Origin of the sequence: Amycolatopsis sp. NPDC059027 (genome assembly GCF_042739735.1) — a bacterium.
Lineage (GTDB): Bacteria > Actinomycetota > Actinomycetes > Mycobacteriales > Pseudonocardiaceae > Amycolatopsis.
Window position 1 is genome coordinate 2,813 of sequence record NZ_JBHYIK010000041.1, and the last position, 23,233, is coordinate 26,045.

The following is a 23,233-nucleotide window of genomic DNA, read 5'->3' on the forward strand; positions in this document are numbered from 1 at the left end:
CCCCCCCCCGCGCCCCCCCCGCCCCGCCCGCCGCGCCCACACCCCACCCCCGCCACCCCCCCCCCCCCTGTCCGGAATTCACTCCTCCGGCGTCACGTGATTCTTTCTTGGTTCACATCGGGGCTGATTGCCGTGGAATCCCCGGCGTCGCCGGGATGGTCGTCCCGCAGCAGGGCCAGTACCCGGTGCACGGCCGGGTCCCGCTGCCCGGCGCGGGTGGCGGCGATGATCGTCAGGGTCAGGTCGTCGGTACCGCCCGCGTCGTCGTCGTGTCCTTGCGGCCGCGTGGTTTCCAGCGTCCGGAACACCACCCCGGGCAACGCCCCGGTCTGGACCTGTGCGGGCACCAGGCATACGCAGGTCGCTGCCGCGACATGGCTGATGAGGCCGGGAAGGCTGTCCGCGCGGGCGCCGTCGCGCGGAGCGAAACCGGCGGCGCGGCAGGCGGCGGTGACCTGCTCGGCCAGGCCCGCGAGCGCGGTCAGGGACGGCAGCGCGAAGCTTTCGCCGGCGAGATCGGCCAGGCGCAGGGCCGTGCGTTCGGCGAGTGGATGGTCCGCGGGCAACGCGACGGCGAGGCGTTCGGCCGCCACCTCGTGCAGATCGAGCCCGTCGGGGTCGGCGAGCGGTCCACGGACGAAGGCGAGGTCGAGGCGGCCCGAGCGGACCATCGAGGCCAGTTCGACCGACGTGTTCTGGTGCAGGTGCAGCCGCAACGCGGGAAAGCGGTGCCGCGTCAGCCGGAGCACGCGGGGCAGGAAGGTGTAGGTGATACCGCTGATGAAGCCCAGGTGCAGTTCGCCCTCGGTGCCGTGGGCGATGCGCCGCGCGCGTCCGACGGCGGCCTGCTGCGCTTCGAGCAGGTACCGGGCGTCGCGGGCGAAGGCGGCTCCGGCCGCGGTCAGCCGTACGGCGCGGGTGCTGCGCTCCAGCAGCCGCACCCCCAGAGCGCGTTCGAGGCGCTGGATCGCCTGGCTCAGCGGCGGCTGGCTCATCGAGAGGCGCTCGGCGGCTCGCCCGAAGTGCTCTTCTTCGGCCAGGGCGACGAACTGCTCCAGCAGGCGCGTGGTCAGATCCATAGCCCCAAGCATATGAATAATGGGCCAGAAAGTATTGGCGATAGATCAATGATCTCGCTTTGACTGTGTTCACCAGCACGGTCCCGATCGTCGACGCCGACGAGGCCGGGCCGCCGGAGGACACAGGAGGTGCGAGGCGATGTCGCCTTACCAGGTGGACGAAGTCGCCGGAGACGCCGCGGCCGCGGCGCCCACCGGCCCGCTGGCCGGACTGCGGATCGTCGAGCTGGCCACCGTGATCATGGGCCCGTATGCGGGTGCGCAGCTGGCCGATCTGGGCGCGGACGTCGTCAAGGTCGAGGCGCCGGGCGGGGATCCGACCCGGCACTTCGAGCCGCGCCGCCACCCCGGGATGGCGGGCGCCTCGCTCAATTTCAACCGCAACAAGCGCAGCGTGTCCCTCGACCTGAAGACCGGCGCCGGGCGCGAGGCGCTCCTCGCACTGCTGGCCACCGCCGACGCCTTCATCACCAACATCCGCCCCGGCGCGCTGCACAGGCTCGGGCTGGGCTACGAAAGCCTGGCGGACGAACTTCCCCGGCTCGTCTACGTCAACGCACAGGGTTTCCGGAGCGATTCCCCGCTCGGCGACAACGCCGCCTACGACGACATCCTCCAGGCCGCCTCCGGCCTGGTCTGGCTGAACGAGCAGGTCACCGGCGAGGCCTACTACGTGCCGACGGTCCTGGTGGACAAGGTGTGCGGCCTGGTCATCGTCCAATCCGTACTGGCCGCGCTGCGGCACCGCGACCGCACCGGCGAGGGCCAGCACGTCGAGGTGCCGATGGCCGACACGATGATCGCGTTCAACCTGGTCGAGCACCTCGCGGGCGCCTCACTCGACCCCACCGAAGAACCCGGATACGGCTACCCGCGTGTCCTGAGCAAGGAGCGCAGGGCCTGCCGCACCGCCGACGGCTGGATGTGCGTCCTGCCGTACAACGACCGCAACTGGCGCGACTTCTTCGCCCACGCGGGCCGTCCCGAACTGGCCTCGGACCCACGCTTCGCGAGCATGCCGGCCCGCATCGCGCACGCCGACGAACTGTACGGCCACGTAAGGGAGCTGACTCCGCAGTTCACTTCCGCGCAGTGGCAGGAGTTCTGCGACCGCGTGAGCATCCCGGCGCATCCCGTGTACAGCCTCCAGGAGGCGGCCGAGAGCGAGTACGCCCGCCAAGGCGGCCTTGTCCGCACGGTCCGGCACCCCACCGAGGGCGCCTGCCGCCTCGTCGCCCCGCCGGTGCGCTACTCCCGCACACCTGCCGGGATCTACCGGCATTTCCCGCCCGTCGGCGCGGACACCGACGAGGTGCTGGCCGAGGCGGGCTTCGACCCGGCCCGGCTCGCCCGGACACCGGCACCGGCCCCCGCCCCGACGCGGTGCGACTGAGCCCGGGGCTCACCCCAGCGACAACGTCGTCGTCCCCAGGAGAACCCATGGCACCCTCCGAACACTTCGTCCCGCCCCGCGCTCGAACCGGCCGGGCCTGGACCGTCACCGTGCTCGTCCTGCTCTTCCTGCTGATCAACTACGCGGACAAGACGGTGGTCGGCCTCGCCGCGGAGCCGATCATGAAGGACCTCGGCCTCGGCGAGCGGCAGTACGCCCTCGTCCAGTCCAGCTTCTACTTCCTGTTCAGCGTCTCCGGGATCGTCGTGGGTTTCGCCGCGGCGAAGCGTCGTTCGACCCGGGTCATGGTCGTGCTCGCTCTCGTCTGGGGTGTGACGGCGCTGCCCGTGGCGGCGGGGCTCGGCCTCGCCGCCCTGATCGCCTCGCGGATCGCCCTCGGCGCTGCCGAAGGGCCGGCGGTGCCCGCCGCGACGCATACCGTCTACGGCTGGTTCCGGGCACGCGACCGTGCCCTGCCCAACGCCTTGGTCCACATTGGACCCACCCTCGGTGTCGTGGCGAGCGCGCCGCTGCTCAGCTGGATCATCGCGGACTTCGGCTACCGGACCGCGTTCGGCGTCCTGTTCGCCCTCTCCGTGGTGTGGTCCGCGGTGTGGCTGCTGATCGCGCGCGACGGCCCCTACGCCAGGACCTCCGCCGAAGACAGGCGGGCCGCATCGCCGCGCGAGGGCGCTGCTCCGGTGCCGTACCGCGTGCTTTTCCTGTCGGGCACGGTGATCGGTGCCGTTCTCACCGGTTTCGTCGCCTTCTGGGCGACCACCACCGCGCTGGGTTTCCTGCCCCGATACCTGTCCTCCGGTCTCGGCATCGGACGTCAGCAGGCGGGTACCCTCACCGCGCTGCCCCCGCTGCTCGCCACCGTCGTAATCCTCGCGATGGGCGCCGTGGCCACGCGGCTGCGCCGCGGGGGCATGGACAGCCGCCGCGCTTACTGCCTGCCGGGCATGGCGCTGCTCGCCGTCTCCGGCGCCACGATGATCCTGTTCCCGCACACCGAAAAGGGCATGGCACTCGTCCTGATCACCGTGGCCTTCGGCCTGCCGAGCGCGTTCTATCCGATGATCTGGCTGCTCATCGGCGAGCTGGTACCGCCGGAGCGCCGCCTGGCCGTCACCGCGGCCACCACCGCCATCGCCACGTCCGCCGGTGTGTTCGCACCGCTGGTGATGGGCGGCTTCCTCACCGCGGATCGCGGCTACGCGGCCGGGTTCGGTGTTTGCGGCGGGCTGTTGCTGGCGGGAGCGGTCCTGGGCGCCGTACTGATCAATCCGGCGAGAGACCTGCGGCGGCTCACCACCCTCGCCCCGGCCGACGAAAGCACGAGTCCCGCATGATCCACCGAACCACCACGCCGCTGGTGCGCCGCACCGACGACAGCGGCATCGCCACCCTCACCCTCGATTCGCCCCACAACCGCAACGCTCTCTCGGCCCGGCTCGTCGACGACCTCGTCGCGCACCTGAACCGCGCTGCCGAGGACTCCGGCATCCGGGCCGTGCTGCTCACCCACACCGGCGAAGCGTTCTGCTCGGGCATCGACCTCACCGAAGCCCGCGCGGGCACCGGCGTCACCGCCGAGCGGCTGGCCGATCTGCTGCGCACCGTCGTCGAAGCACCGAAACCCGTCGTCGCCCGTGTGACCGGACCTGCACGGGCGGGCGGGCTCGGGCTGCTGGGCGCCTGCGACATCGTCGCGGCGGGCCCTGCCGCGAGTTTCGCCTTCACCGAAGTGCGCATCGGCCTCGCGCCCGCCGTCCTGTCGACGACCGTGCTGCCCCGCCTGGACCCGCGCGCCGCCGCCCGCTACTACCTCACCGGCGAACCGTTCGACAGCGCCGAAGCGGCACGCATCGGCCTGGTCACGATCGCCGACGACGACGTCGACGCGGCACTCGAACCCGTGCTCGCCGGGCTGCGCTCCGCCGCTCCCGGTGCGCTCGCCGCCGCCAAACACCTCACCACAACGAACACGCGGCAGTTCTTCGCTGCCTACACGAGCGAGCTGATCGCCCTCGCCGCGCGGCTCGCCGGTGGTGCCGAAGCCGGGGAAGGCATCGCGTCCTTCCTCGAACGCCGCAGCCCGGTCTGGAAGTCGGCCTCGTCCGAAACCTCTTGCGCCCCAACACAATAAAGGAGCCGTGATGACCTCCCCGCCCACCGCGTTGCCGTCGGTGCCCGGCCTTGACGTCCGCGTCGAAGACCACGTCGGCTGGATCGTCCTGGACCGTCCTCGGCACAAGAACGCCTTCACCGGCGAAATGCTGCGCGCCTGGGCCGAGGCGTACCGCGCGTTCCAGGCCGACGACCACGTGCGCGCCGTCGTCCTCACCGGCACCGGCGACGCCTTCTGCGCGGGCGCCGATCTCGGCGACCTCGGCCAGGCTCGCTCGCCACTGGACAGCCGCCGCCTGATGACCGAGCACGTGCACCCGGTGGCCAGAGCCGCCGAAGATCTCGCCAAACCACTGATCGCCGCCGTCAACGGAGTCGCGGTCGGCGCGGGCATGGACATGGCCCTGATGTGCGACTACCGGATCGTCTCGGACCACGCGCGGTTCTCCGAGGGCTACGTGCGGGTCGGCCTGGTACCCGGCGACGGCGGTTGTCACTACCTGCCGCGCATCGTGGGACGGTCTCGAGCACTGCGTCTACTGTGGACAGGAGAGTTCGTCGACGCGGACCAGGCGCTGGCGTGGGGGCTGGCCGACGAGATCCGCGCGCACGATCGGCTACGGGCGCGGGCCGGTGAGTTCGCCGCGACCCTCGCGTCCCAGCCACCGATCGCGGTCGAACTGATCAAGCGCGCGGTACAGGCTGGCGAGCACGCCGACCTGCGCACCTCGCTGGACCTGATCGCCTCGCACCAGGCCGTCGTCCAGGCGACCGCCGACTCCGCCGAAGCGCTCTCGGCCTTCCTCGACAAGCGTCCACCGCACTACACCGGAGAGTGAGGCAGATGACCACAACCGAGGCCCTGCGAAACAGAGTCCGAGACTTCCTCGGCACCCATCCGTTCACACCACGATGCGATTCCTGGGCAGGCGCGTACGACGCGAGTTTCAGCCGCGAACTCGGCAAAGCCGGGCTTCTGGCCGTCTCCTGGCCCGGGCACCTGGGCGGCGGTGGCGGCACCGCCGTCGACCGTCTCGTGGTGACCGAGGAACTTCTGCGCGCGGGAGCGCCGCTCGCCGCCCACTGGGTGGGAGAGCGGCAGATCGGCCCGACTCTGCTCCGGCACGGCACGCCGGAGCTGCGCGAGGAGTTCTGCCCGCCGCTGGCCCGCGCTGACTACACCTTCGCGCTGGGGATGAGCGAGCCGGACGCGGGATCGGACCTGGCCTCGTTGCGGACCTCCGCCGTCCGCGACGGCGACGGCTGGCGCATCACCGGGCGCAAGATCTGGACCAGCGGCGCCCACCTGGCCACCCACCTGTACGTCCTGGCCAGGACATCCCGCGAACCCGACCACCACGACGGGCTGACGGAGTTCATCGTCGCCATGGACACACCGGGAATCACCGTCACGCCCATCCTGGATCTGCGCGGTGAGCACCACTTCAACGAAGTCGCGCTGGAAGACGTGCACGTTCCGGACCGCTGGGTGATCGGCGGGGTCGGCGAGGGCTGGCGGCAGGTCGTCGGCCAGCTCGCCTTCGAACGGGGCGGCCCCGAACGGTTCCTGTCGACCTACCCGCTCCTGTCCGCGGTGCTCACCGCGGGCCTCGTGGACGACGCCGCCCGGCGCGAACTGCGGGGACTGGCCGCACGTCTGCAGATCCTGCGTGCCTGGGTACTGGAGACCGCGCGAACGCTCGACGCCGGCGGCGCCCCGGTCGTGCAGGCCGCCATGAGCAAGTACCTCGGCAACCAGTTCGAGCTGAGCGTCATCGAGTGGGCGCGGCCGCTCATGCCGCGGGCGGCCCCTGCCGTCCGCGCGCTCTACGACCAGGCCCTCGCGGCCTCGCCCGCCTCGGGCATCCGCGGTGGCGCGGCCCAAGTCATGCTGTCGATGATCGCCAAGGACAACCGATGACCAGTCAAATCGAACACACTCTGGAAAAGGATCTGGACGACGCGGTCAGCGAGGTGATCGCGGGCTGGGAACGGCCCGGCGACCCGCGCGAGCACTGGCGGATCGCGGCCGGGCTCGGCTGGACCACCATCCTCGACGACTTCCGTGCCGACGGCACACAGGAGCAGAACCAGCGAGAACTCGCCGACGCGGCCTGCGGCGCGGTGACAGCTCTCGCGCGCGGCGGGATCGCGCTCCCGCTCCGCCAGACGCTGGTCGCCCGCGCCGCGGCCAGGACTCCGGTGTCCGAAGTGGACGCCATCGCCGTTCATCCGACCGCGCAAGGACTCTGGGCACCGATCGCCGACGTCCTCGTCGCCGCCGACGGCAGCGTCAGCCACGGCGCACCGGGCGACGAAGCCGGACGCGATCTCGCGGGTCGGCCCTACCGTCTCGCGCCACCACCGCCGCCGGAGATCCCGCTGCGGCTGACCGCGTTGGCGGACGTCCTCCGGTGCCAGGAGATGATCGGCGCGGCACAGGGTGCCGTCGCCGAAACCCGGCGCTACGTCACCCAGCGCGTCCAGTTCGGCAGGCCACTCGTCGCCATTCCCGCGGTCCGGACCCTGCTGGGGCAGGTGAAAGTCGACCTCCGGGAACTGGAAACCAGCACCTACGAGGCCAGGCACCGCCTCTTCGGCGACGACTCGGACGCACTCGCCTTCTCGCTGGTCACCGCGCGCGAGGTCGCCAGCGCCGTCGCACCTCGGATAGCCCAGACCACCCACCAGCTCCACGGCGCGATGGGCATCACGCACGAGGCCGGACTGCATTGGCGGACCAAACTGCTGTGGACCGGCTGCGACGAGGGCGTCCCGCGCCGCGACCACGGAGACGAAGCCGTACCGGCGGACGAGCCATCCCTCTGGTCGCTCACCACACCGGGGACTCTCCGGAGCGGTGCCCGTCCGTAGTCCACCAGCGACACGGCCTGGTACGAGCCGGGCTCACGCGATGGCGCCGGGCTGCAGGACCAGCGCGGGCTTGCCCTCGACCAGTATCAGGCCGACCTCGACCGAGGGGGATCCCCGCGCTGATCGCCGTCACGTCGCAGGGGTGTGCAGGCGCATGCACGGTTTGTAGCCCTCATTCCGGGGAGGCGCCCCCGTACCCGGCGGCGGGCCCCGTGAAGACCGGACGATCCCGTTCGAGTGGATCAGGAGCGCACCGCTCGCCGTGGTGTGCACGGCCCGGAAGCATGGGAAGCCGGGATCGCCAAGGGGCGGCGGGAGTCATGGAGGAGCATTGAGGACAACGAAGTACGCGGCCGCGGCGGCGGGGCTGGCGTTGATCGCGAGCACCGTCGCCACGGCGACACCGGCCATCGCCGGGCAGAGCGGCCGGGTCGTGCTCACGAACACCGACAACGGCCGATCCGTGCGCGCGAATATCGGGGACACCATCGCGGTCCGGCTCACCGGCTACCGAGACCAGGGGCTCACCTACTCTTGGGGTATCCCGCAAACCAGTGAGCCACAGGCTCTCGGCCGGACCACGGGCACGACCACACCGGGCGGTGGCGCCTCGGCGACCTTCCACGCCGCTGGGGAAGGCACCGTCACCATCTCCGCGGTACGGACCTGCCGTCCCGACGCCGGCCGCGTCTGCCCGCACGTCGTCACGCCGTGGAAGGCCACCGCGACCATCAAGTGATCCGGCGGTACGAGCCTTACTTGTCCAACGCGGCCTAGGTGCCGACCTCGTCGAGATGCGGCAGGTAGTGGTCGAGCCGCTCCCGTTTCGCCCGCAGATACCGGAGATTCTCGGCGTTCGGCGGCACCAGCAGCGGCACCTGTTCCACGACCTCGATCCCGTCGCGCTGGAGCGCGTCCAGCTTGTCGGGATTGTTCGAGAGCAGCCGGACCGAGAGCACACCCAGGTCACGAAGGATCTCGGCGGCGGGCCGGAAATCCCGGGCGTCGACCGGCAGTCCCAGCGCGAGGTTCGCGTCCACGGTGTCGAGCCCCTCTTCCTGCAGCCGCATGGCTTTCAGCTTGGCCAGCAACCCGATCCCCCGTCCCTCGTGACCCCGCAGGTAGACGAGCACGCCCGCGCCTTCCGTGACGATGGCGTGCAACGCCGTGGCGAGCTGATCCCCGCATTCGCAGTGCGTCGAGGAGAAGACGTCGCCGGTGAGACATTCCGAATGGACCCGCACCAACGTCCCGTATCCGCTGACATCGCCGTGAACAAGCGCGACGTGCTCGTCTCCGCTCCGCCGGTCCAGATACCCGACGGCGCGGAAATCCCCATACGCCGTGGGAAGCCGGGTGCCCACGATCCGCTCGACGAGGCGTGCCCCGGTGCGTTCCGACTCGGTCATCGCCCTCGTCCCATCCTCGCCGTTCTCGTCCTTCTTGCGCTGTTCCCAGAAGTCCGCCATAGCACGGAGGACGAGCACTCCCGCGCCCGGCAGGCTCGCGACGAGCACGAGCACGCCGTAGACGACCGCGACGGTGAGCCCTTGCGCGGCACCGAGCCCGGCGGCACCGAAGGCCAGCGCGGCGACGCCCTCACGCGGTCCCCAGCCCCCGATGTTCACCGGCAAGCCCATCGCGAGCAGCACCAGTACGAGCAGGGGCAGCAACTCGTCGATCGGGGCGGTGGAGCCCGCGGCCCGCGCGGCGACCAGGAACATCGCGAGGTACCCGGCCAGTGTCAACGCGGACAGCACCGCCACACCGGGCCAGGAATCGCGCGAAAGCAGCCCCGCGCGGATGTCGGTGAGCGTGACGCCGAGCCCGCGGCGCCACTTCGACGTACTGGCCGCCCACCGCCGTCCCACGGTGAAACCGGCGGCGAGCAGGCACCCCGCGGCGAACACCACCACGACGCCGCAAATCGTGACGACGTCGCGGAATTCGGCGGGCACCACCGACGGGCGGAAGAGCAGGACGGCGAGCCCGGCGCCGATCATGACGACCTGGCCCGCGGTGCGTTCGAGCACCACCGCGCGCACGCCGCGCCCGACGTCTCCGGCACCGCGTCCGTGCTGAACGGCGCGGTGGACGTCGCCGAGTACCCCGGCGGGCAGGACGGCGTTGAGGAACAACGCCCGGTAGTAGTCGGGAACGGCCGTACGCAAGGAAAGCCGCAGGCCGAGACGCCGCGCGACGAGGCACCAGCGCCAGGCGCTGAACACGGTGGTCACCGCGCCGATCGCCAGGGCCGCGAGCACCGCGCGGCCGTCGATCACGTGCAGCGCGGCCAGGAACGCCGCCGAGCCCAGTTGCCACACCAGGATCCCGATGATCGCTGGCGCCGCGAGGGCCCGCAGCCACGGCAGGAACGCCCGCATCGTCCTCACACCCCGGCCGGCAGGGCGAGCAGATCGCCGTGGTGGACGACGGCGCACAGCACACCGTCCGCGCATTCCGCCAGCCGTCTGTCCAAATAGGACTCAGCGGCCACGGTCAGGCCGGGCCGGTGCGCACAGGCCGCCGCGACCCAGCCGCGGAGCCATTCCACCAGCAGCGGCGCCTCCGCCGCGCCGAGCCGCCACGGGCTGGCATACCGGTGCACCACCGCGCCCCGGCGTTCGAACTCCCCGGCCGCGAAGTCGACGGCGTCCGGGCCGAGCAGATCGCGGCCCTCGGTGGTGCGGCGCTGATGGGCGTTGAACGCGGCCTCGATCTCACTGTCGAGCGGATCGGGCGGGGTCAGCTCGACCCGGCCCTCGACCGACAGCGCCAGCAGCGTCGGATGCTCGGCGCAGGCGTCGGCCAGTGCGGTGACCTCGGCGGCGGTGAGCAGATCCAGCAACGCGGACGCCGTCACCAGCGACGTGTCGGCGAGGTCGTCCGCGTGCAGCTGCGTGATGTCGCGGCGTTCGGTCTCGACCGTGACCGGCTCGCCGCCCATCCCGGTGGCGGGCAGGCTCTCGCCCGCGTGCGTGAGCAGGACGGGATCGCGGTCGTGCAGGATCCAGCGTTGCGGCCCGGGAAGCCGCCGGGCGAGCCAGCGCCCCATCGCCCCGGTGCCGCAACCGAGGTCGCGGATCACCAGCGGTGCACGGGCCGGCAGACGCGTCCGCAGCAGCTCGACGAGTTCGTCGGCACGGGCGGCGGCGTCCGCGCTTTCCCGCAGCCGCAACCATTCCACCGAAAACCCGCCCCCGATGCCGGTCGCTTCGAGCCGCTCCAGCACTTCCGCGAGCTGCCGCGTCGTCGAGCCCCAGCCCCGCAGCGAACGCTGCCGCAGCCGTGCCGACTCCCGCAGCTGATCACGCAGGCTCGGCGAGGCGAACCAGCAGCGGAGGGTGTCCGCGAGGATGTCGGCGTTTCCCGGCGGGACAAGGATTCCCGGCATGGTTCCGTCCGGCGCGAGACCGAGCGTGTCCGGGACGCCGTCGGCGGTGGTCGCGAGCACCGGCAGTCCACGGGCGAGCGCCTCGGTGATCACCATGCCGTACGTCTCGGCGTGCGAAGGCAACACGACGAGGTCAGCGGACGCGTACGCGGCGTCGAGATCGGCGCCGATCCGTGGCCCGGCGAGGGTGATCCGATCCCGTAGGCCGCGCCTTTCGATGAGCGCGCGAAGCCGTTCGACGTACCCGGGATCGCGTCGCAGCGGCCCGACGAGTTCGCACGTCCACGGCAGATCTTCCAGCGCTGCCAACGCTTCGACGAGCACGTCCTGCCCTTTGCGCGGCGTCGCGGAACCGACGCACAGCAGCCGCGACATCCCGTCGGTGCCCGGCGCGGGCGGCGCGGGGTCGGTGCCCGGCGGGACGACGTGCACCCGGTCACGGTCCAGCCCGTGACGTTCGATCAACCGACGGGCCGCAGCCACACCTGTGGTGATGACCGCACTCGCCGCCCAGAGCGTTTCCCGTTCCGCGGCGTCGAGGCGAGCGGCCGTGTCGGGCGCGAGTCCGGTTTCCTCCGCCAGCGGCAGGTGCAGCAGCACCGCGATCCGCAGCCGCCGGGCCTCCGGCACGACGATCTCGGGGACACCGCAGGCCACCAACCCGTCCACGAGAACCACCGCGTCGTCCGGCGCTTCGGCCAGAGCCTTGGTCAGTTCGGTTCGCGCGTCGTCGTCCGGCCGGGGCCAGTCACCCGCGATGGCGATCTCGCGCACTCGCCATCCCGCGACCAGCAGGCCCTGACAGACGCGGCGGTCGTACTGGTTACCGCCGCTGGGCACCGAGACGTCGTCGACGTCGCCGGGCAGGACGACGAGCACCTCGCCGGTCACAACGCACGCTCGTAACTGGCCCAGGCGACATGGGACTCACGCAGTGTGACGACGATGCCGTCGATCCTGCGGGCGCCCTCCCCGAGCGAACCGGCGTGCACACGCTCGGCGAGCCGGTCGGCGACGACCTTGGCCAGGAACTCGGTGGAGGTGTTCACACCCGCGAACTCCGGCTCCTCGTCGAGGTTGCGGTAGTTGAGATCACCCAGCACAGCGCCGAGTTCCCGGGTGGCGAGGCCGATGTCGACGACGATGCCGTCCGCGTCGAGTTCCGCCCTGCGGAACGAGGCGTCGACCACGAACGTGGCTCCGTGCAGCCGCTGCGCCGGGCCGAAGACCTCGCCGCGGAAGCTGTGCGCGACCATGATGTGGTCGCGGACGGTGACAGTGAACACCCGTTCCCTCCAGAAACGTCGGCCGTGCCTAGGTCCCCTCGTAGAGGACACGGTGACAAAGCGCGGACGGTTCACTGTTCGTCAGACGCGTCATCACCGCGGGGAGGGTTTCGAAGCGGGATTCCCCGGTGACCAGCACGTCGAACGCCGGATCGGCGAGCAGTTCCAGCGCCAGCGCCATCCGGTCGGCGAAGTCACGCCCCGGCCGCGCCACGGTGCCGACCTGGCTGCCGCGCACCGTCAGCCGCCGCGAGTGGAAGAACTCGCCGAGCGGCAGGCTGATCTTCCGGTCGCCGTACCAGCTCAGCTCGACGACGACGCCGTCCGGCGCGAGGAGTTCCAGCGACCGGGCGAGCCCTGCCTCGGACGCGCTGGCGTGTACGACGAGGTCGCAGCCACCCTTGGCCTGCGCGGGGCTGGTGAACTCGACGCCGAGCCCGGCCGCGACCTCCGCCCGCGCCGGTTCGACGTCCACGAGCTGCACGCGAACCCCGGGAAAACCCGCCAGGAGCTTCGCGACGCAACAGCCGACCATCCCGGCGCCGACGACCGCGACCCGGTCGCCGATCAGCGGTTTCGCGTCCCACAGCGCGTTCACCGCGGTCTCGACCGTGCCGGCGAGGACGGCGCGTCCCGGAGGCACGGCGTCCGGCACCGGCGTCACCGCGGCGGCCGGGACGACGTACCGGGTCTGGTGCGGGTAGAGGCAGAACACCGTCCGGCCGAGCAGCTCGCGCGGCCCTTCCTCGACGACTCCGACGTTGAGATAGCCGTACTTGACCGGCCAGGGAAACTCGCCTTCCTGGAACGGCGCGCGCATCAGGTGGTACTGGCTTTCCGGTACACCACAACGGAAAACCAGCGTCTCGGTGCCGCGGCTGATCCCCGAGCAGATACTCCGCACCACGACGTCGCCGTCCCCGGGTTCGGGCAGCTCGACCGGCAGAATCTCGCCGTGGCCGGGGCCAGTGAGCCAGAAAGCGTTCGCGGCGCGCATGGATACCTCCGAGCTACTCTCGATCGCACCCTACGCGGTGAGAGGAGCCGAGCATGGCGATCCGGATCCGCTGTGGCGCCGTCACGTTCGGGTGGGGACCGTTCGCGGGAGCGGCGCTCCAGCTCGTTCTGCTGGCGCTGGTGTGGAAAGTGGACGGCCTCGGTCTCGCGGGCTGGCTCAGCGGATCGGCGTACGCGATCGCGCTGTGCGGACTCCTGCTCGTCGCTCTGCGAGGGACACGACTTGGGCCCGCAGACGTCGTCACGCTCACGCGAGCGACGCTCGTCGGCTGTGTCACCGCGCTGGTCGCCGACACCGTGACACGACCGGCCCCGACCACGACGCTCGTCGCGCTCGCCTCGATCGCACTGGCGCTGGACGCCGTCGACGGACAGGTCGCGCGCCGCACCGGCACCGCGTCCCCGCTCGGCGCGCGGTTCGACATGGAAGTGGACGCGTTCCTCATCCTGGTGCTGAGCGTCTTCGTCGCGCGGTCGCTCGGGCCATGGGTACTGGCGATCGGCGCCATGCGGTACGTCTTCGTGGCCGTGTCCTGGTTCCTGCCCTGGCTGAAGGCGCCTTTGCCGCCGAGCATGGGCCGCAAGACCGTTGCCGCGGTCCAGGGCGTCGTGCTCGTCGTCGCAGCGGCCGATGTCCTGCCGCAAACGTTTGCGATGCTGGTGACAGGGCTGGCGCTCACGTCGTTGTGCTGGTCGTTCGGCCGCGATGTGACCTGGCTGGCGCGGCACCGCGCGGGCTAGTTCGCGCGGCGGGCCCTGGCGCGGCGTTTGCCCTCGTGCATCGCCTGGACCCGGGCGATCGGGATGGTGTGCCCCTCCTCGACGAGATCCGCGGGCAACTGCTGCGGCTCGGGCATCTCCTCGGCCCACGGATCGCGATCGCCGAGCCGCTCGGCAGCGGTGTGCAGCGTGAAGTCGGCCGGGGTGACGTCGTCGATTTCGGACCACGCGAGCGGGAAGGAGACCGGGGCGCCGGGACGGATCCGCGGGCTGTAGGCGGCGACAACCGTCGCGCTGCCCGCGCGGGTCGAGTCGAGGAAGACCTTCCCGCCCCGGTCCTCGCGGATGAACGCCGTGGTGGCGAGCGCCGGGTCGATCCGCTCGGCACGGGCGGCGACCGCGCGGGTGGCCGCCGCGACGTCGTCGATCGCGAGCCCCGGCACGATCGGCACGAACACGTGCACGCCCTTGGCGCCGCTGGTCTTGACCGCGCCGGCGAGCCCGTCGTCGGCCAGCGCCGCACGGATCAGCTTGGCCGCCTCGACCGCCTTGCGGAAGGCGTCGCCGGGCGGCGGGTCGAGGTCGAGGATGAGGTGCGTCGGGCCCTGGGAGTAGTCGGCGAGCAGCAGCGTCGGGTGGTATTCGACCGCACGCTGGTTGCCGAACCACAGCAACGTCCGCACGTCGTCGCACAACGCGTACGAGACCTGGCGATGGGAGGACTCGGCCCAGATCGAGACCCGCTTGACCCAGTCCGGCGTGTACTTGGGCAGGTTCTTCTGCATGAACGGTTCCTGCCCCGGCCGGATGCGGACGACCGAGAGCGGCCTGCCGCGCAGCTGCCGGACAAGCCGGTCACCGACGACCTCGAGGTAGTCGACCAGATCACGCTTGGTCGCCTCGGCGCCGTCGAACAGCGGCTGGTCGAGGTTGGTCAGCGTCACGCCCTGCCGGGCCTCTTCGCCGCTCATGCGATCGACCCTTGCCCACCAGTGGGGCCACAGTCAACTCGGTGAATGCTCGCGCTCAGGCGAGCGCCGCCGCCAGCGCGAGATAACCGCCGCCCCCGACCACGAGCCCGAGGACCAGTCCCACGACGACCTGGGGTGTCGTGTGGTCCTTCAACGCGACGCGGGACCAGCTCACCCAGCCGACGAGCGGGAACAGCAGCGCGGGCCATGGCCCGTAGACCGCCATGAGGATCACGACGGCCCCGGCCGCGACGGCGGCGTGGATGGAGACCTTGAACTTCAGCCCGAACGTGACCGCGAGCGCCACGACCAGACTGGCCAGCTCGGCCGCGGCCAGCGCGATCATCTCGTGCGGCGCGCCGCCGGCGAGCAGGATCACGAACCCGGCGCCGAGCGAGCCGATACACACCGCGAACGGCACGAGCCGCCCCGCCCGATCGGTGACGTGGTGGCCTTCCCAGCTGCCCCGCTTGGCGCCGCGGACGATCACCGCCATCGGGATCAGCGAACCGGTGACACCGACCACCAGCCCCCACAGCAACGCCCGGCCGAGGCTGTACCCGGTGACCTGCCACGCCACGACCAGCGGCAGCCCGAGCACCCACACCCACGGCGCGAGCACCTCGGTCGCGATACGGGCCATGCCCCGCGACGTCGCCGCACTCTCTTGCCGCACGGACGACTCGGCGCCCTGCCCTGCACCCTGCCCGTTCGATTGCCCGACGGATGACTCGGCCGACGAAAAACTCACCCGCCAACGCTACCGACTCGCCTCCTGGCCCCCTGCGCCCGGCCGGTCCCGTACCTCGGGGCATCCCCCTCCCACCCTGGCGACCCCGAAACCAGTCTACCGCCGGGGTACGACAAAACCCCGCGATCAAGGGCCGGCACCCGGATTCATCCACAACGCGAAAACCCTGTGGACAACTCACCCCGACGGTAGCGAAAGCGGCGTCAGAGCCCGTAGGTCTTCCCGATGATGTCCCGCTGCACCTCGCTCGTCCCACCGTACACAGTGGACACCACGGTCGCGCGCAGCAAGGCCTCCATGCCGTACTCCGTCGCGTACCCGTAGCCGCCGTGCATCTGCATCCCGTCCAGTGCCATGGCTTTCGCGAACTCGGTCGCCTTCAGCTTCGCCATCGACGCCTCGCGCGGGAACAGCTTTCCGGGATTCTCGTCGATCTTCTCGGCGACGTCGTGCACCAGCAGCCGCGTGCATTCCAGCTCGACGGCGTGATCGGCGAGGCGGTGCCGCAGCGCCTGAAAAGTCCCGATAGGACGGCCGAACTGCTTGCGCTCCTTGACATACGCCAGTGTGTCGTCGAACGCCCGCCGCGCGGTGCCGAGCATCACCGCGGCGAGGATCATCCGTTCCAGGTTCAGCCCGGCCATGAGCTGCCCCCACGCCTGGCCTTCGACCCCGACGACGGCGCCGGCCGGCAGCACGCAGTCGGTGAAGTAGAGGTCGTTGACCTCCTTGCCGCCCATGGTGTCGATGCCGTGCATCGTGAGCCCTTCGACGTCGGCCGGCACGACGAACATCGTGAGCCCGTCGTGTTTGCCGCCGCCGGTGCCGGTCCGCGCGACGAGCAGGATGTGATCGGCGATGTGGGCGTTGGAGCACCAGGTCTTCTGGCCGTTGACGACCCAGCCGCCGTCACGCTTCTCGGCCCGGCAGGTCAGCGCGCCGACATCGGACCCTGCACCCGGTTCGGACATCGAGATCGCGAGCACCGAACCGTTCACCACCGCGGGCAGCAACGCGCGTTTCTGTTCCTCGGAGCCGAATTTCTCGATCGCCGCGGCCACGATGATCGTCGTGGTGAACCCGGTGATCGGCGCACGCCAGTATCCCGTCTCCTCCAGGAACAGGACGAGATCGACCATGCCCTGCCCGGAACCGCCGTACTCCTCGGGCAGCGAGATCCCGAGCCAGCCGAGTTCGGCGAGCTTGCCGTACAGCTCCCGGCTGTGCGGACCGTCCTTGGTGAGTTTCGCCCGCTGTTCGCGGTCCCCGGCCTCACGGCGGCAGAACGCGCCGAACGCGGAGACGAAATCCTGCTGTCCTTCGGTCAGCCGCAAAGCCATTGCCTTCCCTTCGGGCTAGACGAGCGGGCGCCCGGTGCGGATCCGCAGCCGGACGTCCCAGAGGTAGAAGTTGAACGGGAACTGCCGCAACGGCTTCGGCAGCCGCCGCACCACCGCGCCGATGGCCGCCATCAGCCGGTCGAACCGACGCTGCTGCCGCGAGGTCCACGAAAACCGCATCTGCTCCCGGAACTCCGGCGGCAGAAAGCCGATCGTCACGAACCTGACGAAGGGTCCGAAAAGGACACTCAGTGGTTTCGGCTGGAAGCGAAGTTCGGCGACGGCGGTGAGATGCTCACGGACGGTGTCGTCGATCGACACCCGTTTCAGCCCGTCCTGCCAGTATTTCCCGAATGCGTCCAAATCGGACGGCCAGCGGTCAGGCGGAACCTGCAGGGTGGTCCCGAACGTCGCCGAAGCGCGGTAGAACTCCTCCGCCAGCGCGCGATCGGGTTCGCCGACGAGTAGCCGATAGCTGTCCTCGAATCCTTTGTAGATACACGCCGCAACCCACAGCTGCAGCTCTTTGTCGAAAGCGTTGTACCGGACCGGGCTCGCGTCGGTCGAGTACACCTGCGCGTGCGCCTTGTTGACCCCTCGCCGGAATGCCGCCTTGTCCTCGTCACTGCCGAGCGCCGCGACCGCCAGATAACTCAACGTCGTCCGGGTGCGCTTCGCCGGATGCTTGAACAGATTCCCGCTGTCCACCCGGCTTTCCACCACACCGTGGCCGACCTCCGGCCAGCTGAGCTGCATGATCACGTTCGCGCCACCCGCGAGGAACGCCGCCGCGCCGATGACGGCGTCGTCGAGGACATCCGTTCGTGTCGTCGTGCGCATCGGTGCGCCTCCCTGGCGGAATTCAGGACACGTTTCGCCTGCCATCCAGCTAACGCGCTTGTTGACGCCCTGTCAAGAGGTGCCGCTACAGCGGTAACGTCCGCCTCGCGAAATCGATCAGCGCCCGCCCCGCGGGGGCGATCGGCCCCTCCGCACGCCACGCGAGCGCGAGGCAGCCCCGCAGGTTCGGCCCGGCGACCCGCACCGTGCGTACCTGTTGCGCGTAGTACGCGGCGAGCGACTCCGGCACGATCGCCACACCGAGATTCTGCGCGGCGAGCTGCGCCAGCAGATTCGGGTCCCCGGCTTCGAAGGTGATCTTCGGTTGCAGTCCCCGGGACGCGAACCCGGCATCGAGCGCCGTCCGCAGCCCGGTCCCCTTCGGCAGGCTCATCAGCGACCGCTCGGCCAGCTCGGCGATCGTCACCTGCTTCCGCTCGGCGAGCGGATCGCGCGGCCCGGCGATAGCCACGAAGTCCTCTTCGCGCACCACCTTCGTCTCGATCCCCGACGGCGGATCACCGGCGATCCCGACCACCGCGACGTCGAGCTCGCCCTCGCGCAGCGACTCGATCAGCAGATCCGAATTCCCTTCCCGGAGCGTGATTTCGACCGCCGGATGCCGCTCGTGGAACATCGCCAGCAGCTCGGGCACCCGGACCGGCCCCGGCGAGGTCACCATGCCGAGCGCGACCTGGCCGCGGACCAGCCCGGCGAGCTCGTCGACGGCCTGCCGGACGCCGGCGACCGCGGCGAGCGCCGCCCGCGCGTGCGGCAACGCCGCCAGCCCGACGTCGGTCAGCCGCACGGACCGGCCGGACCGGTCGAGCAGTGGCTGCCCCAGCTCCCGTTCGAGCCTGCGGATCTGCGCGCTCACCCCTGGCTGCGCGACGTGCATCCGGGCGGCGGCCCTGGTGAAGTTCGCTTCCTCGGCCACCGCCACGAAGTACTCGAGCTGATGCAGTTCCATAAGCGTTCATTATAGCTAGTAGATGAACTAGATCTTGGACTTCTAGGTCGCGACTCGCGAAGCTGGAGGGGAACAAGGGAACGACAGGAGCAGGTCATGACGCAGGTTTCGGAGATCACGACGCTGACCGGGCAGGTGCACGGCCCGGTGTTCCAGCCCGGCCAGGACGGCTACACCGAGGAGGTCGCCGGCTTCCAGACGGGCGTGCCAAGCAGCCCCGCGGTGGTCGTCGGCGCGACACGGCCGGAGGACGTCGCCGCTGCGGTCCGGTTCGCGGCGTCGCACGACCTACCGGTCGCGGTGCAGTCCACCGGACACGGCCTGGTCACCGGCGCCGACGGTGGCGTGCTCATCAGCACCCGGCGGATGACCGGCGTCGAAATCGACCCGGCGACCTCGACCGCGCGAGCGGAAGCGGGCGTGCACTGGGGCGCGGTCATCACCGCGGCGGCCGAGCACGGACTGGCGCCACTGAGCGGGTCCGCCCCCGACGTCGGCGTCGTGGGCTACACCCTCGGCGGCGGTTTCAGTCTGATGGGCCGCAAATACGGCCGGGCGGCCGACCAGGTCCGCGCGCTCGACGTGGTGACCGCGGACGGCGAACTCCGGCACGTCACCGCGGACACCGAGGCCGAGCTGTTCCAAGCTCTTCTGCTCGGCGGCCGCGACAACTTCGGGATCGTGACCTCGCTGGAGTTCGGGCTGGTGCCGGTGACCACGCTCTACGGCGGCGGTCTCTACTTCGGCCCCGAACACCTCGGCGACGTTCTGCGCGGCTGGCGCGACTGGGCCGCCACGGCGCCCGAGGAGGTGACGACGTCGGTCGCCATGGTCCCCATGCCGGATCTGCCGATGGTGCCGGAACCGTTGCGCGGCAAGCACATCGCGCAGATCCGGATCGCCTACCTCGGCGACGCGGACGCGGGCGAACGCCTCGTCGAGCCGCTGCGCGCGATCGGACCCCGGCTCATCGACTCACTCACCGAGATGCCGTTCACCAAGTCCGGCTCGATCGCCAACGAGCCGCCGCACCCGCACGCCTACCGCGGGGACAACACGACCACCCGCGAGCTGACCGACCCGATGATCGACACGATCCTGGAACTGGCCGGACCGGACGCGCCGGTCGAAACGGTCCTGCTGGTCGACCTGCTCGGCGGCAAGCTCGCCCTGGAGAACGACGCGGCGCGGTTCACCGTGCGCGCACTGTCCATCGTGGACAGCGAAACGGCGGGTGAGGTCAAGGCGGCACACGGGAAGCTGTTCACCGCTCTGCGTCCGTGGAGCACGGGCAAACTGCTCACGTTCGTCTACGGCGAGCACGACCCGCACGAGCAGGCGCCGGCGGCGTTCGGGGAACCCTGCCTGCGGCGGCTCACCGAGGTCAAGGCGAAGTACGACCCGTCGAACGTGTTCCGCCTCAGCCACAACATCCGTCCCAGCTGAGCGGCTACGCGGTCTCCGGCGCCCCCAGGAAACCGGAGACCGCGTAGTCACTTCTCCAGAACGACGACCGGGATGATCCGCTCGGTCTTCTGCTGGTATTCGGCGAACTGCGGCATCGCCTCGGCCATCCGGGCATACAGCCGGTCCCGCTCCGGGCCTTCGGCATGGACGACGGCGGCGGCAGGGAAGGCACCATCACCGAGATCGACCGTGACCTTCGGGTTCGCCAGGATGTTGTGGTACCAGGCCGGATGCTTGTCGGCACCGCCGTACGAGGCGATGACGACCATCCGCGCGCCGTCGCGCTGGTACGCCAGCGGCGAGATGCGCTCCTGACCGCTCTTCGCCCCGACAGTGGTGAGCAGCAGCAGGTCACGACCCTCGAACATCCCGCCGACCTTGCCGTGGTTGGCGCGGAACTCCTCGATGATCCCCTGGTTGAAGTTCTGGATCTCCTCCGACATCAGGCCTCCCCAGGGACACGATCGCCCGGATAGTTTTGATTTGCTTGCAAAACTACTTGCCTCCCCGCACCCTGTCAACGTCGTACTCATCGGACAGCAGCTGACGCAGGAACCACCTGATCTTCCCGGGTACCGCCGTCGACCCAGGTAGGCTCAAGTCGCTGGTGAGATGGTGGACGACGAACGCACCGAGGAGACAGGGGATCATGTCGACGGAGGCCGGACCGAGCGTCGAGGACGGGGTGCGTCAGCTGCTCCTGCTGATGCCACGCCTGATCGGCCGCGCGAAGCGGACTCCCGTACCGGAGGAGCTCAGTGGCCTCTCCCTGGCACCCCGGCATCTTTCCCTGCTGTGCCATCTCCTGTTCGACGGTCCGACGACCGTCACCGAACTCGCCGGGAAACTGGAGCTGGCACCCACCACCGCCAGCCTCATGGTCGGCGACCTCAGCCGCCAGGGCGTCCTCGAACGCACCGAGGACCCCGCCGACCGCAGGCGCACGATCGTCAGCATCGCCGAGGACAAGCGCTGCGCCGTCGATGCCTGGCTGGCCCGCGGCGCGCACGCGTGGACCCGCGCGCTGACCCCACTGTCCCCTGCCGAACGCAAGCTCGTGATCGACACCCTGCTCGCCTACGAACAGGACGTCTCCGGCTGCTGCCCGGAGTAGCCGGCGCTTTCAGCCCTCCCCACGTTTTTCGCGTGCGGCACGACGCTGCGCTTCGGCGCGCTCACGACATTTCCGGAGGAATTCCTCATCCGCCGCGGGATCCGTCGCGGCGAACCGCCCTGGACGGTTGTATTCGGGATACTCGGGCGCGTCCCTTTCGAAAAGCCCACGCGACGCCCGTGCTCGTCCTGCGGTCTGCGGCCGTCCGGCCACCAGCCAGACGATCGAACCGACCAACGGCACCAGCAGAACCAAGAGCAGCCACAGGCCTTTCGGCATGTTCCGGCACGACGACTCGTCCGTCACCACGACGTCGACCACGCAGAAAATCCACAGCCCGAGTGTGAGGAACCCGAGTAATCCATTGAAGTACCACATGGAAAGACCCTCCCAGTACGCCGGACCCTCCGCCGACGACGCGGTAAGTCTTAGCACAGGCCCCCGACAGAATCGTCTCGCACCACCGGAAGTGACACCGGGACGCGAATGTTCACACTCGGCTCGTAAGTGATTTCCCCGGGCACCACACGGAATCCGCGCAGTGCCGCGAGAATTCCCATGACCAGCGCGACCGCGTGCCCGCGACCGGGGCATTCCTTCGCGCCCGCACCGAAAGCGAGTTTCGCGGCCGCCAGATCCAGTGCGACGATCTCGCCGTCGACCACCCGCCGCGTCACCCGGACCGGGGGTTCGGCACCGGCCACACTTCCGCTCAACAGAGCCGAAGCCACCAGCCCGGCTGTCGCGTCGCAGGCTTGGATCAACAGGCCGATCCGCGCCGCGGCACGCTCGTCCGCGTCTGGGCCACAGGCCTCGACCAGCCGTGCGAGCGCGGCCTCCGCCTCCTCGTCCGGCTCGACATGCGGGTGATACGCCCGCGCGATCACGGCGACATCACGGGAAACGTCCGGCAGCCCCAACGCCTCCGCGAGCACCCCGACCGGCACCCGCCTGGCGATCAGGGCCATCACGTCCACCACAGGGCCCGTCTCGGACACGATTCCGCAAGTCCATTCAAAAGCCTTGTCACACAACGACTTCTCGTCGACCATGGCGAGTTCGGACAGCGCGAGCGCACGCCGCCGCGCGTGCGCTTCGCCGTTGCTGAACCGGGCGACAGCCGCCCGTAGCCACCGCACACCACTCGCGCCGTCCGGTACCGCGGGCACCTCCGCGGCCGGATCGGTCAGCACCGCGTGCACCTCGGCCCGCGTTGTCAGGGTTCTCATACCCGGGACGCTAGGCCGGGAACGCTTCGGCCTCCGCCGAACCGTGCCGGGCACGGAGCCACCCGGCCTGCGGACCCGCACAGGCCCGCGTCGCGCCGCTTCGATGTTCGTACCAACCGGCCTCGGTCACCCTGCCGTTCGGCAGCCGGTACGACGACGGACCGGGCACCCGGACAAGGCCGGCCGCCTCGAGCGAGCGGCCGCTCGCGACATTGCCGAGCTCGGCGCCCGCGCGCACCCGGTACAGCCCGAGATGCTCGTGCGCCAGCCGGACCCCGGCGGTGAACAGCACCCGGCCGACCCCGCGCCCGCGATAGTCCGGCACGAGATAGCCGCCGGTCTCCGGGCTGCCGTCCTCACCGCTGTGCACGCTGACCAGCCCGACACACCGCCTGGCCGCGACATCGATCGCGACGAGGTCGATCGACAGCGGATCCGGCGACGTCCAGTCCGGCCCCGTGCCCGGCACCACGCGCAACGCCTCGGCGCGTAACGGCTCGGCCACGATCGATTCGTCCAGCCAGCCGAGCCAGCGCTGCGCGGCCGGGTCGCTCCCGCAGGCGACAGCCGCGGCGTACTCCCACGCCGTCGGCGTCCGGAACAGGAATCCGGCCACCTCGAAAGCATGTCCGCGCGGGTCACACGTCCGCTTCGC

General features: G+C 70.5%; 24 protein-coding genes and 1 pseudogene. 10 read left to right on the forward strand and 15 right to left on the reverse strand.

Features of this window, described 5'->3' with window-relative positions; genetic code table 11:
• Positions 1–92: 92 nt before the first annotated feature.
• Positions 93–1,079 carry a LysR substrate-binding domain-containing protein gene (locus ACFWY9_RS26540; RefSeq protein WP_378340189.1) on the reverse strand — a complete coding sequence of 329 codons (987 nt, stop codon included), beginning with the start codon at positions 1,077–1,079 and terminating at the stop codon, positions 93–95.
• A 139-nt stretch (positions 1,080–1,218) separates the two neighbouring features.
• Between ACFWY9_RS26540 and ACFWY9_RS26545 the strand changes: the two genes are divergently transcribed.
• From ACFWY9_RS26545 to ACFWY9_RS26575, 7 genes are all read left to right on the forward strand, one after another.
• Entirely contained in the window at positions 1,219–2,472 is a 1,254-nt protein-coding gene (locus ACFWY9_RS26545) for a CaiB/BaiF CoA transferase family protein (protein WP_378340190.1), read from the forward strand.
• A gap of 47 nt (positions 2,473–2,519) precedes the next feature.
• The gene (locus tag ACFWY9_RS26550) at positions 2,520–3,827 is read left to right on the forward strand and encodes an MFS transporter (protein ID WP_378340191.1); all 1,308 of its coding nucleotides are present in this window, start codon (positions 2,520–2,522) and stop codon (positions 3,825–3,827) included.
• Positions 3,824–4,624, forward strand: a complete 801-nt coding sequence (locus ACFWY9_RS26555) for an enoyl-CoA hydratase family protein (protein WP_378340192.1) — start codon at positions 3,824–3,826, stop codon at positions 4,622–4,624. Before ACFWY9_RS26550 ends, ACFWY9_RS26555 begins: the two co-directional genes overlap by 4 nt.
• Positions 4,625–4,634: 10 nt before the next feature.
• Positions 4,635–5,444, forward strand: coding sequence for an enoyl-CoA hydratase/isomerase family protein (locus ACFWY9_RS26560; RefSeq protein ID WP_378340193.1), 810 nt, complete (start codon positions 4,635–4,637; stop codon positions 5,442–5,444).
• 5 nt (positions 5,445–5,449) lie between these two features.
• Positions 5,450–6,526, forward strand: a complete 1,077-nt coding sequence (locus tag ACFWY9_RS26565) for an acyl-CoA dehydrogenase family protein (RefSeq protein WP_378324291.1) — start codon at positions 5,450–5,452, stop codon at positions 6,524–6,526.
• On the forward strand, positions 6,523–7,479 hold the full coding sequence (locus tag ACFWY9_RS26570; protein WP_378340194.1) for an acyl-CoA dehydrogenase family protein: 957 nt from the start codon (positions 6,523–6,525) through the stop codon (positions 7,477–7,479). Before ACFWY9_RS26565 ends, ACFWY9_RS26570 begins: the two co-directional genes overlap by 4 nt.
• Before the next feature lie 331 nt (positions 7,480–7,810).
• Complete coding sequence (locus ACFWY9_RS26575) at positions 7,811–8,218, forward strand: hypothetical protein (protein ID WP_378324288.1); 408 nt, start codon at positions 7,811–7,813, stop codon at positions 8,216–8,218.
• A gap of 34 nt (positions 8,219–8,252) precedes the next feature.
• On the opposite strand, the gene ribA is transcribed toward ACFWY9_RS26575, so the two are convergent.
• The 5 genes and pseudogenes from ribA to ACFWY9_RS26600 form a co-directional block, all read right to left on the reverse strand.
• Complete coding sequence (ribA, locus tag ACFWY9_RS26580) at positions 8,253–9,863, reverse strand: GTP cyclohydrolase II (RefSeq protein WP_378340195.1); 1,611 nt, start codon at positions 9,861–9,863, stop codon at positions 8,253–8,255.
• Between the two features lie 5 nt (positions 9,864–9,868).
• Entirely contained in the window at positions 9,869–10,684 is an 816-nt protein-coding gene (locus tag ACFWY9_RS26585; protein WP_378324508.1) for a methyltransferase domain-containing protein, read from the reverse strand.
• A 12-nt stretch (positions 10,685–10,696) separates the two neighbouring features.
• Positions 10,697–11,752 (reverse strand): annotated as a pseudogene (locus ACFWY9_RS26590) (glycosyltransferase family 4 protein); the annotation flags it as partial.
• Positions 11,753–11,760: 8 nt separating this feature from the next.
• On the reverse strand, positions 11,761–12,159 hold the full coding sequence (locus ACFWY9_RS26595; protein ID WP_378340196.1) for a 6-pyruvoyl tetrahydropterin synthase family protein: 399 nt from the start codon (positions 12,157–12,159) through the stop codon (positions 11,761–11,763).
• Between the two features lie 28 nt (positions 12,160–12,187).
• A complete protein-coding gene (locus ACFWY9_RS26600; protein WP_378324284.1) occupies positions 12,188–13,156 on the reverse strand; it encodes a zinc-binding alcohol dehydrogenase in 969 nt (322 codons plus the stop codon).
• A gap of 53 nt (positions 13,157–13,209) precedes the next feature.
• Between ACFWY9_RS26600 and ACFWY9_RS26605 the strand changes: the two genes are divergently transcribed.
• Positions 13,210–13,917, forward strand: a complete 708-nt coding sequence (locus tag ACFWY9_RS26605; RefSeq protein WP_378340197.1) for a CDP-alcohol phosphatidyltransferase family protein — start codon at positions 13,210–13,212, stop codon at positions 13,915–13,917.
• On the opposite strand, the gene ligD is transcribed toward ACFWY9_RS26605, so the two are convergent.
• The 5 genes from ligD to ACFWY9_RS26630 all read right to left on the reverse strand — a co-directional run bounded on the left by ligD (position 13,914) and on the right by ACFWY9_RS26630 (position 18,768).
• Complete coding sequence (ligD, locus tag ACFWY9_RS26610) at positions 13,914–14,867, reverse strand: non-homologous end-joining DNA ligase (protein ID WP_378340198.1); 954 nt, start codon at positions 14,865–14,867, stop codon at positions 13,914–13,916. The two genes, ACFWY9_RS26605 and ligD, sit on opposite strands and share 4 nt — an antisense overlap.
• 55 nt (positions 14,868–14,922) lie before the next feature.
• Positions 14,923–15,510 carry a phosphatase PAP2 family protein gene (locus tag ACFWY9_RS26615; protein WP_378324507.1) on the reverse strand — a complete coding sequence of 196 codons (588 nt, stop codon included), beginning with the start codon at positions 15,508–15,510 and terminating at the stop codon, positions 14,923–14,925.
• Positions 15,511–15,821: 311 nt separating this feature from the next.
• Positions 15,822–16,958 (reverse strand): acyl-CoA dehydrogenase family protein, encoded by a 1,137-nt coding sequence (locus ACFWY9_RS26620; protein WP_378327703.1) that lies wholly within the window; start codon positions 16,956–16,958, stop codon positions 15,822–15,824.
• 15 nt (positions 16,959–16,973) lie between these two features.
• Positions 16,974–17,798: an oxygenase MpaB family protein gene (locus ACFWY9_RS26625; protein ID WP_378327704.1), complete on the reverse strand. Its 825-nt coding sequence runs from the start codon at positions 17,796–17,798 to the stop codon at positions 16,974–16,976.
• An 85-nt stretch (positions 17,799–17,883) separates the two neighbouring features.
• Positions 17,884–18,768 (reverse strand): LysR family transcriptional regulator, encoded by an 885-nt coding sequence (locus ACFWY9_RS26630; protein WP_378327705.1) that lies wholly within the window; start codon positions 18,766–18,768, stop codon positions 17,884–17,886.
• A 96-nt stretch (positions 18,769–18,864) separates the two neighbouring features.
• On the opposite strand from ACFWY9_RS26630, the gene ACFWY9_RS26635 reads away from it, so the two are divergent.
• Positions 18,865–20,214, forward strand: a complete 1,350-nt coding sequence (locus ACFWY9_RS26635) for an FAD-binding oxidoreductase (protein ID WP_378340199.1) — start codon at positions 18,865–18,867, stop codon at positions 20,212–20,214.
• 47 nt (positions 20,215–20,261) lie between these two features.
• Here ACFWY9_RS26635 and ACFWY9_RS26640 read toward each other — a convergent pair whose 3' ends face one another.
• Positions 20,262–20,678 carry a nitroreductase family deazaflavin-dependent oxidoreductase gene (locus ACFWY9_RS26640; protein WP_378340200.1) on the reverse strand — a complete coding sequence of 139 codons (417 nt, stop codon included), beginning with the start codon at positions 20,676–20,678 and terminating at the stop codon, positions 20,262–20,264.
• Positions 20,679–20,884: 206 nt separating this feature from the next.
• Between ACFWY9_RS26640 and ACFWY9_RS26645 the strand changes: the two genes are divergently transcribed.
• Positions 20,885–21,349 (forward strand): MarR family winged helix-turn-helix transcriptional regulator, encoded by a 465-nt coding sequence (locus tag ACFWY9_RS26645; RefSeq protein ID WP_378327708.1) that lies wholly within the window; start codon positions 20,885–20,887, stop codon positions 21,347–21,349.
• Positions 21,350–21,358: 9 nt separating this feature from the next.
• Here ACFWY9_RS26645 and ACFWY9_RS26650 read toward each other — a convergent pair whose 3' ends face one another.
• From ACFWY9_RS26650 to ACFWY9_RS26660, 3 genes are read right to left on the reverse strand one after another with little or no spacing between them, the layout of a single operon-like run.
• Positions 21,359–21,727: a PLDc N-terminal domain-containing protein gene (locus ACFWY9_RS26650; RefSeq protein ID WP_378327709.1), complete on the reverse strand. Its 369-nt coding sequence runs from the start codon at positions 21,725–21,727 to the stop codon at positions 21,359–21,361.
• A gap of 50 nt (positions 21,728–21,777) precedes the next feature.
• Positions 21,778–22,578: a hypothetical protein gene (locus ACFWY9_RS26655; RefSeq protein WP_378327710.1), complete on the reverse strand. Its 801-nt coding sequence runs from the start codon at positions 22,576–22,578 to the stop codon at positions 21,778–21,780.
• A 10-nt stretch (positions 22,579–22,588) separates the two neighbouring features.
• Positions 22,589–23,194, reverse strand: a complete 606-nt coding sequence (locus ACFWY9_RS26660) for a GNAT family N-acetyltransferase (RefSeq protein WP_378327711.1) — start codon at positions 23,192–23,194, stop codon at positions 22,589–22,591.
• Positions 23,195–23,233 lie beyond the last annotated feature (39 nt).

Coding starts and splice junctions, on each gene's coding strand:
- ACFWY9_RS26560 (WP_378340193.1), top strand. CDS start 4,635: ATGACCTCCCCGCCCACCGCGTTGCCGTCGGTGCCCGGCCTTGACGTC.
- ACFWY9_RS26600 (WP_378324284.1), bottom strand. CDS start 13,156: ATGCGCGCCGCGAACGCTTTCTGGCTCACTGGCCCCGGCCACGGCGAG.
- ACFWY9_RS26570 (WP_378340194.1), top strand. CDS start 6,523: ATGACCAGTCAAATCGAACACACTCTGGAAAAGGATCTGGACGACGCG.
- ligD (WP_378340198.1), bottom strand. CDS start 14,867: ATGAGCGGCGAAGAGGCCCGGCAGGGCGTGACGCTGACCAACCTCGAC.
- ACFWY9_RS26555 (WP_378340192.1), top strand. CDS start 3,824: ATGATCCACCGAACCACCACGCCGCTGGTGCGCCGCACCGACGACAGC.
- ACFWY9_RS26650 (WP_378327709.1), bottom strand. CDS start 21,727: ATGTGGTACTTCAATGGATTACTCGGGTTCCTCACACTCGGGCTGTGG.
- ACFWY9_RS26540 (WP_378340189.1), bottom strand. CDS start 1,079: ATGGATCTGACCACGCGCCTGCTGGAGCAGTTCGTCGCCCTGGCCGAA.
- ribA (WP_378340195.1), bottom strand. CDS start 9,863: ATGCGGGCGTTCCTGCCGTGGCTGCGGGCCCTCGCGGCGCCAGCGATC.
- ACFWY9_RS26605 (WP_378340197.1), top strand. CDS start 13,210: ATGGCGATCCGGATCCGCTGTGGCGCCGTCACGTTCGGGTGGGGACCG.
- ACFWY9_RS26630 (WP_378327705.1), bottom strand. CDS start 18,768: ATGGAACTGCATCAGCTCGAGTACTTCGTGGCGGTGGCCGAGGAAGCG.
- ACFWY9_RS26550 (WP_378340191.1), top strand. CDS start 2,520: ATGGCACCCTCCGAACACTTCGTCCCGCCCCGCGCTCGAACCGGCCGG.
- ACFWY9_RS26625 (WP_378327704.1), bottom strand. CDS start 17,798: ATGCGCACGACGACACGAACGGATGTCCTCGACGACGCCGTCATCGGC.
- ACFWY9_RS26645 (WP_378327708.1), top strand. CDS start 20,885: ATGTCGACGGAGGCCGGACCGAGCGTCGAGGACGGGGTGCGTCAGCTG.
- ACFWY9_RS26655 (WP_378327710.1), bottom strand. CDS start 22,578: ATGAGAACCCTGACAACGCGGGCCGAGGTGCACGCGGTGCTGACCGAT.
- ACFWY9_RS26545 (WP_378340190.1), top strand. CDS start 1,219: ATGTCGCCTTACCAGGTGGACGAAGTCGCCGGAGACGCCGCGGCCGCG.
- ACFWY9_RS26635 (WP_378340199.1), top strand. CDS start 18,865: ATGACGCAGGTTTCGGAGATCACGACGCTGACCGGGCAGGTGCACGGC.
- ACFWY9_RS26615 (WP_378324507.1), bottom strand. CDS start 15,510: ATGGCCCGTATCGCGACCGAGGTGCTCGCGCCGTGGGTGTGGGTGCTC.
- ACFWY9_RS26640 (WP_378340200.1), bottom strand. CDS start 20,678: ATGTCGGAGGAGATCCAGAACTTCAACCAGGGGATCATCGAGGAGTTC.
- ACFWY9_RS26620 (WP_378327703.1), bottom strand. CDS start 16,958: ATGGCTTTGCGGCTGACCGAAGGACAGCAGGATTTCGTCTCCGCGTTC.
- ACFWY9_RS26565 (WP_378324291.1), top strand. CDS start 5,450: ATGACCACAACCGAGGCCCTGCGAAACAGAGTCCGAGACTTCCTCGGC.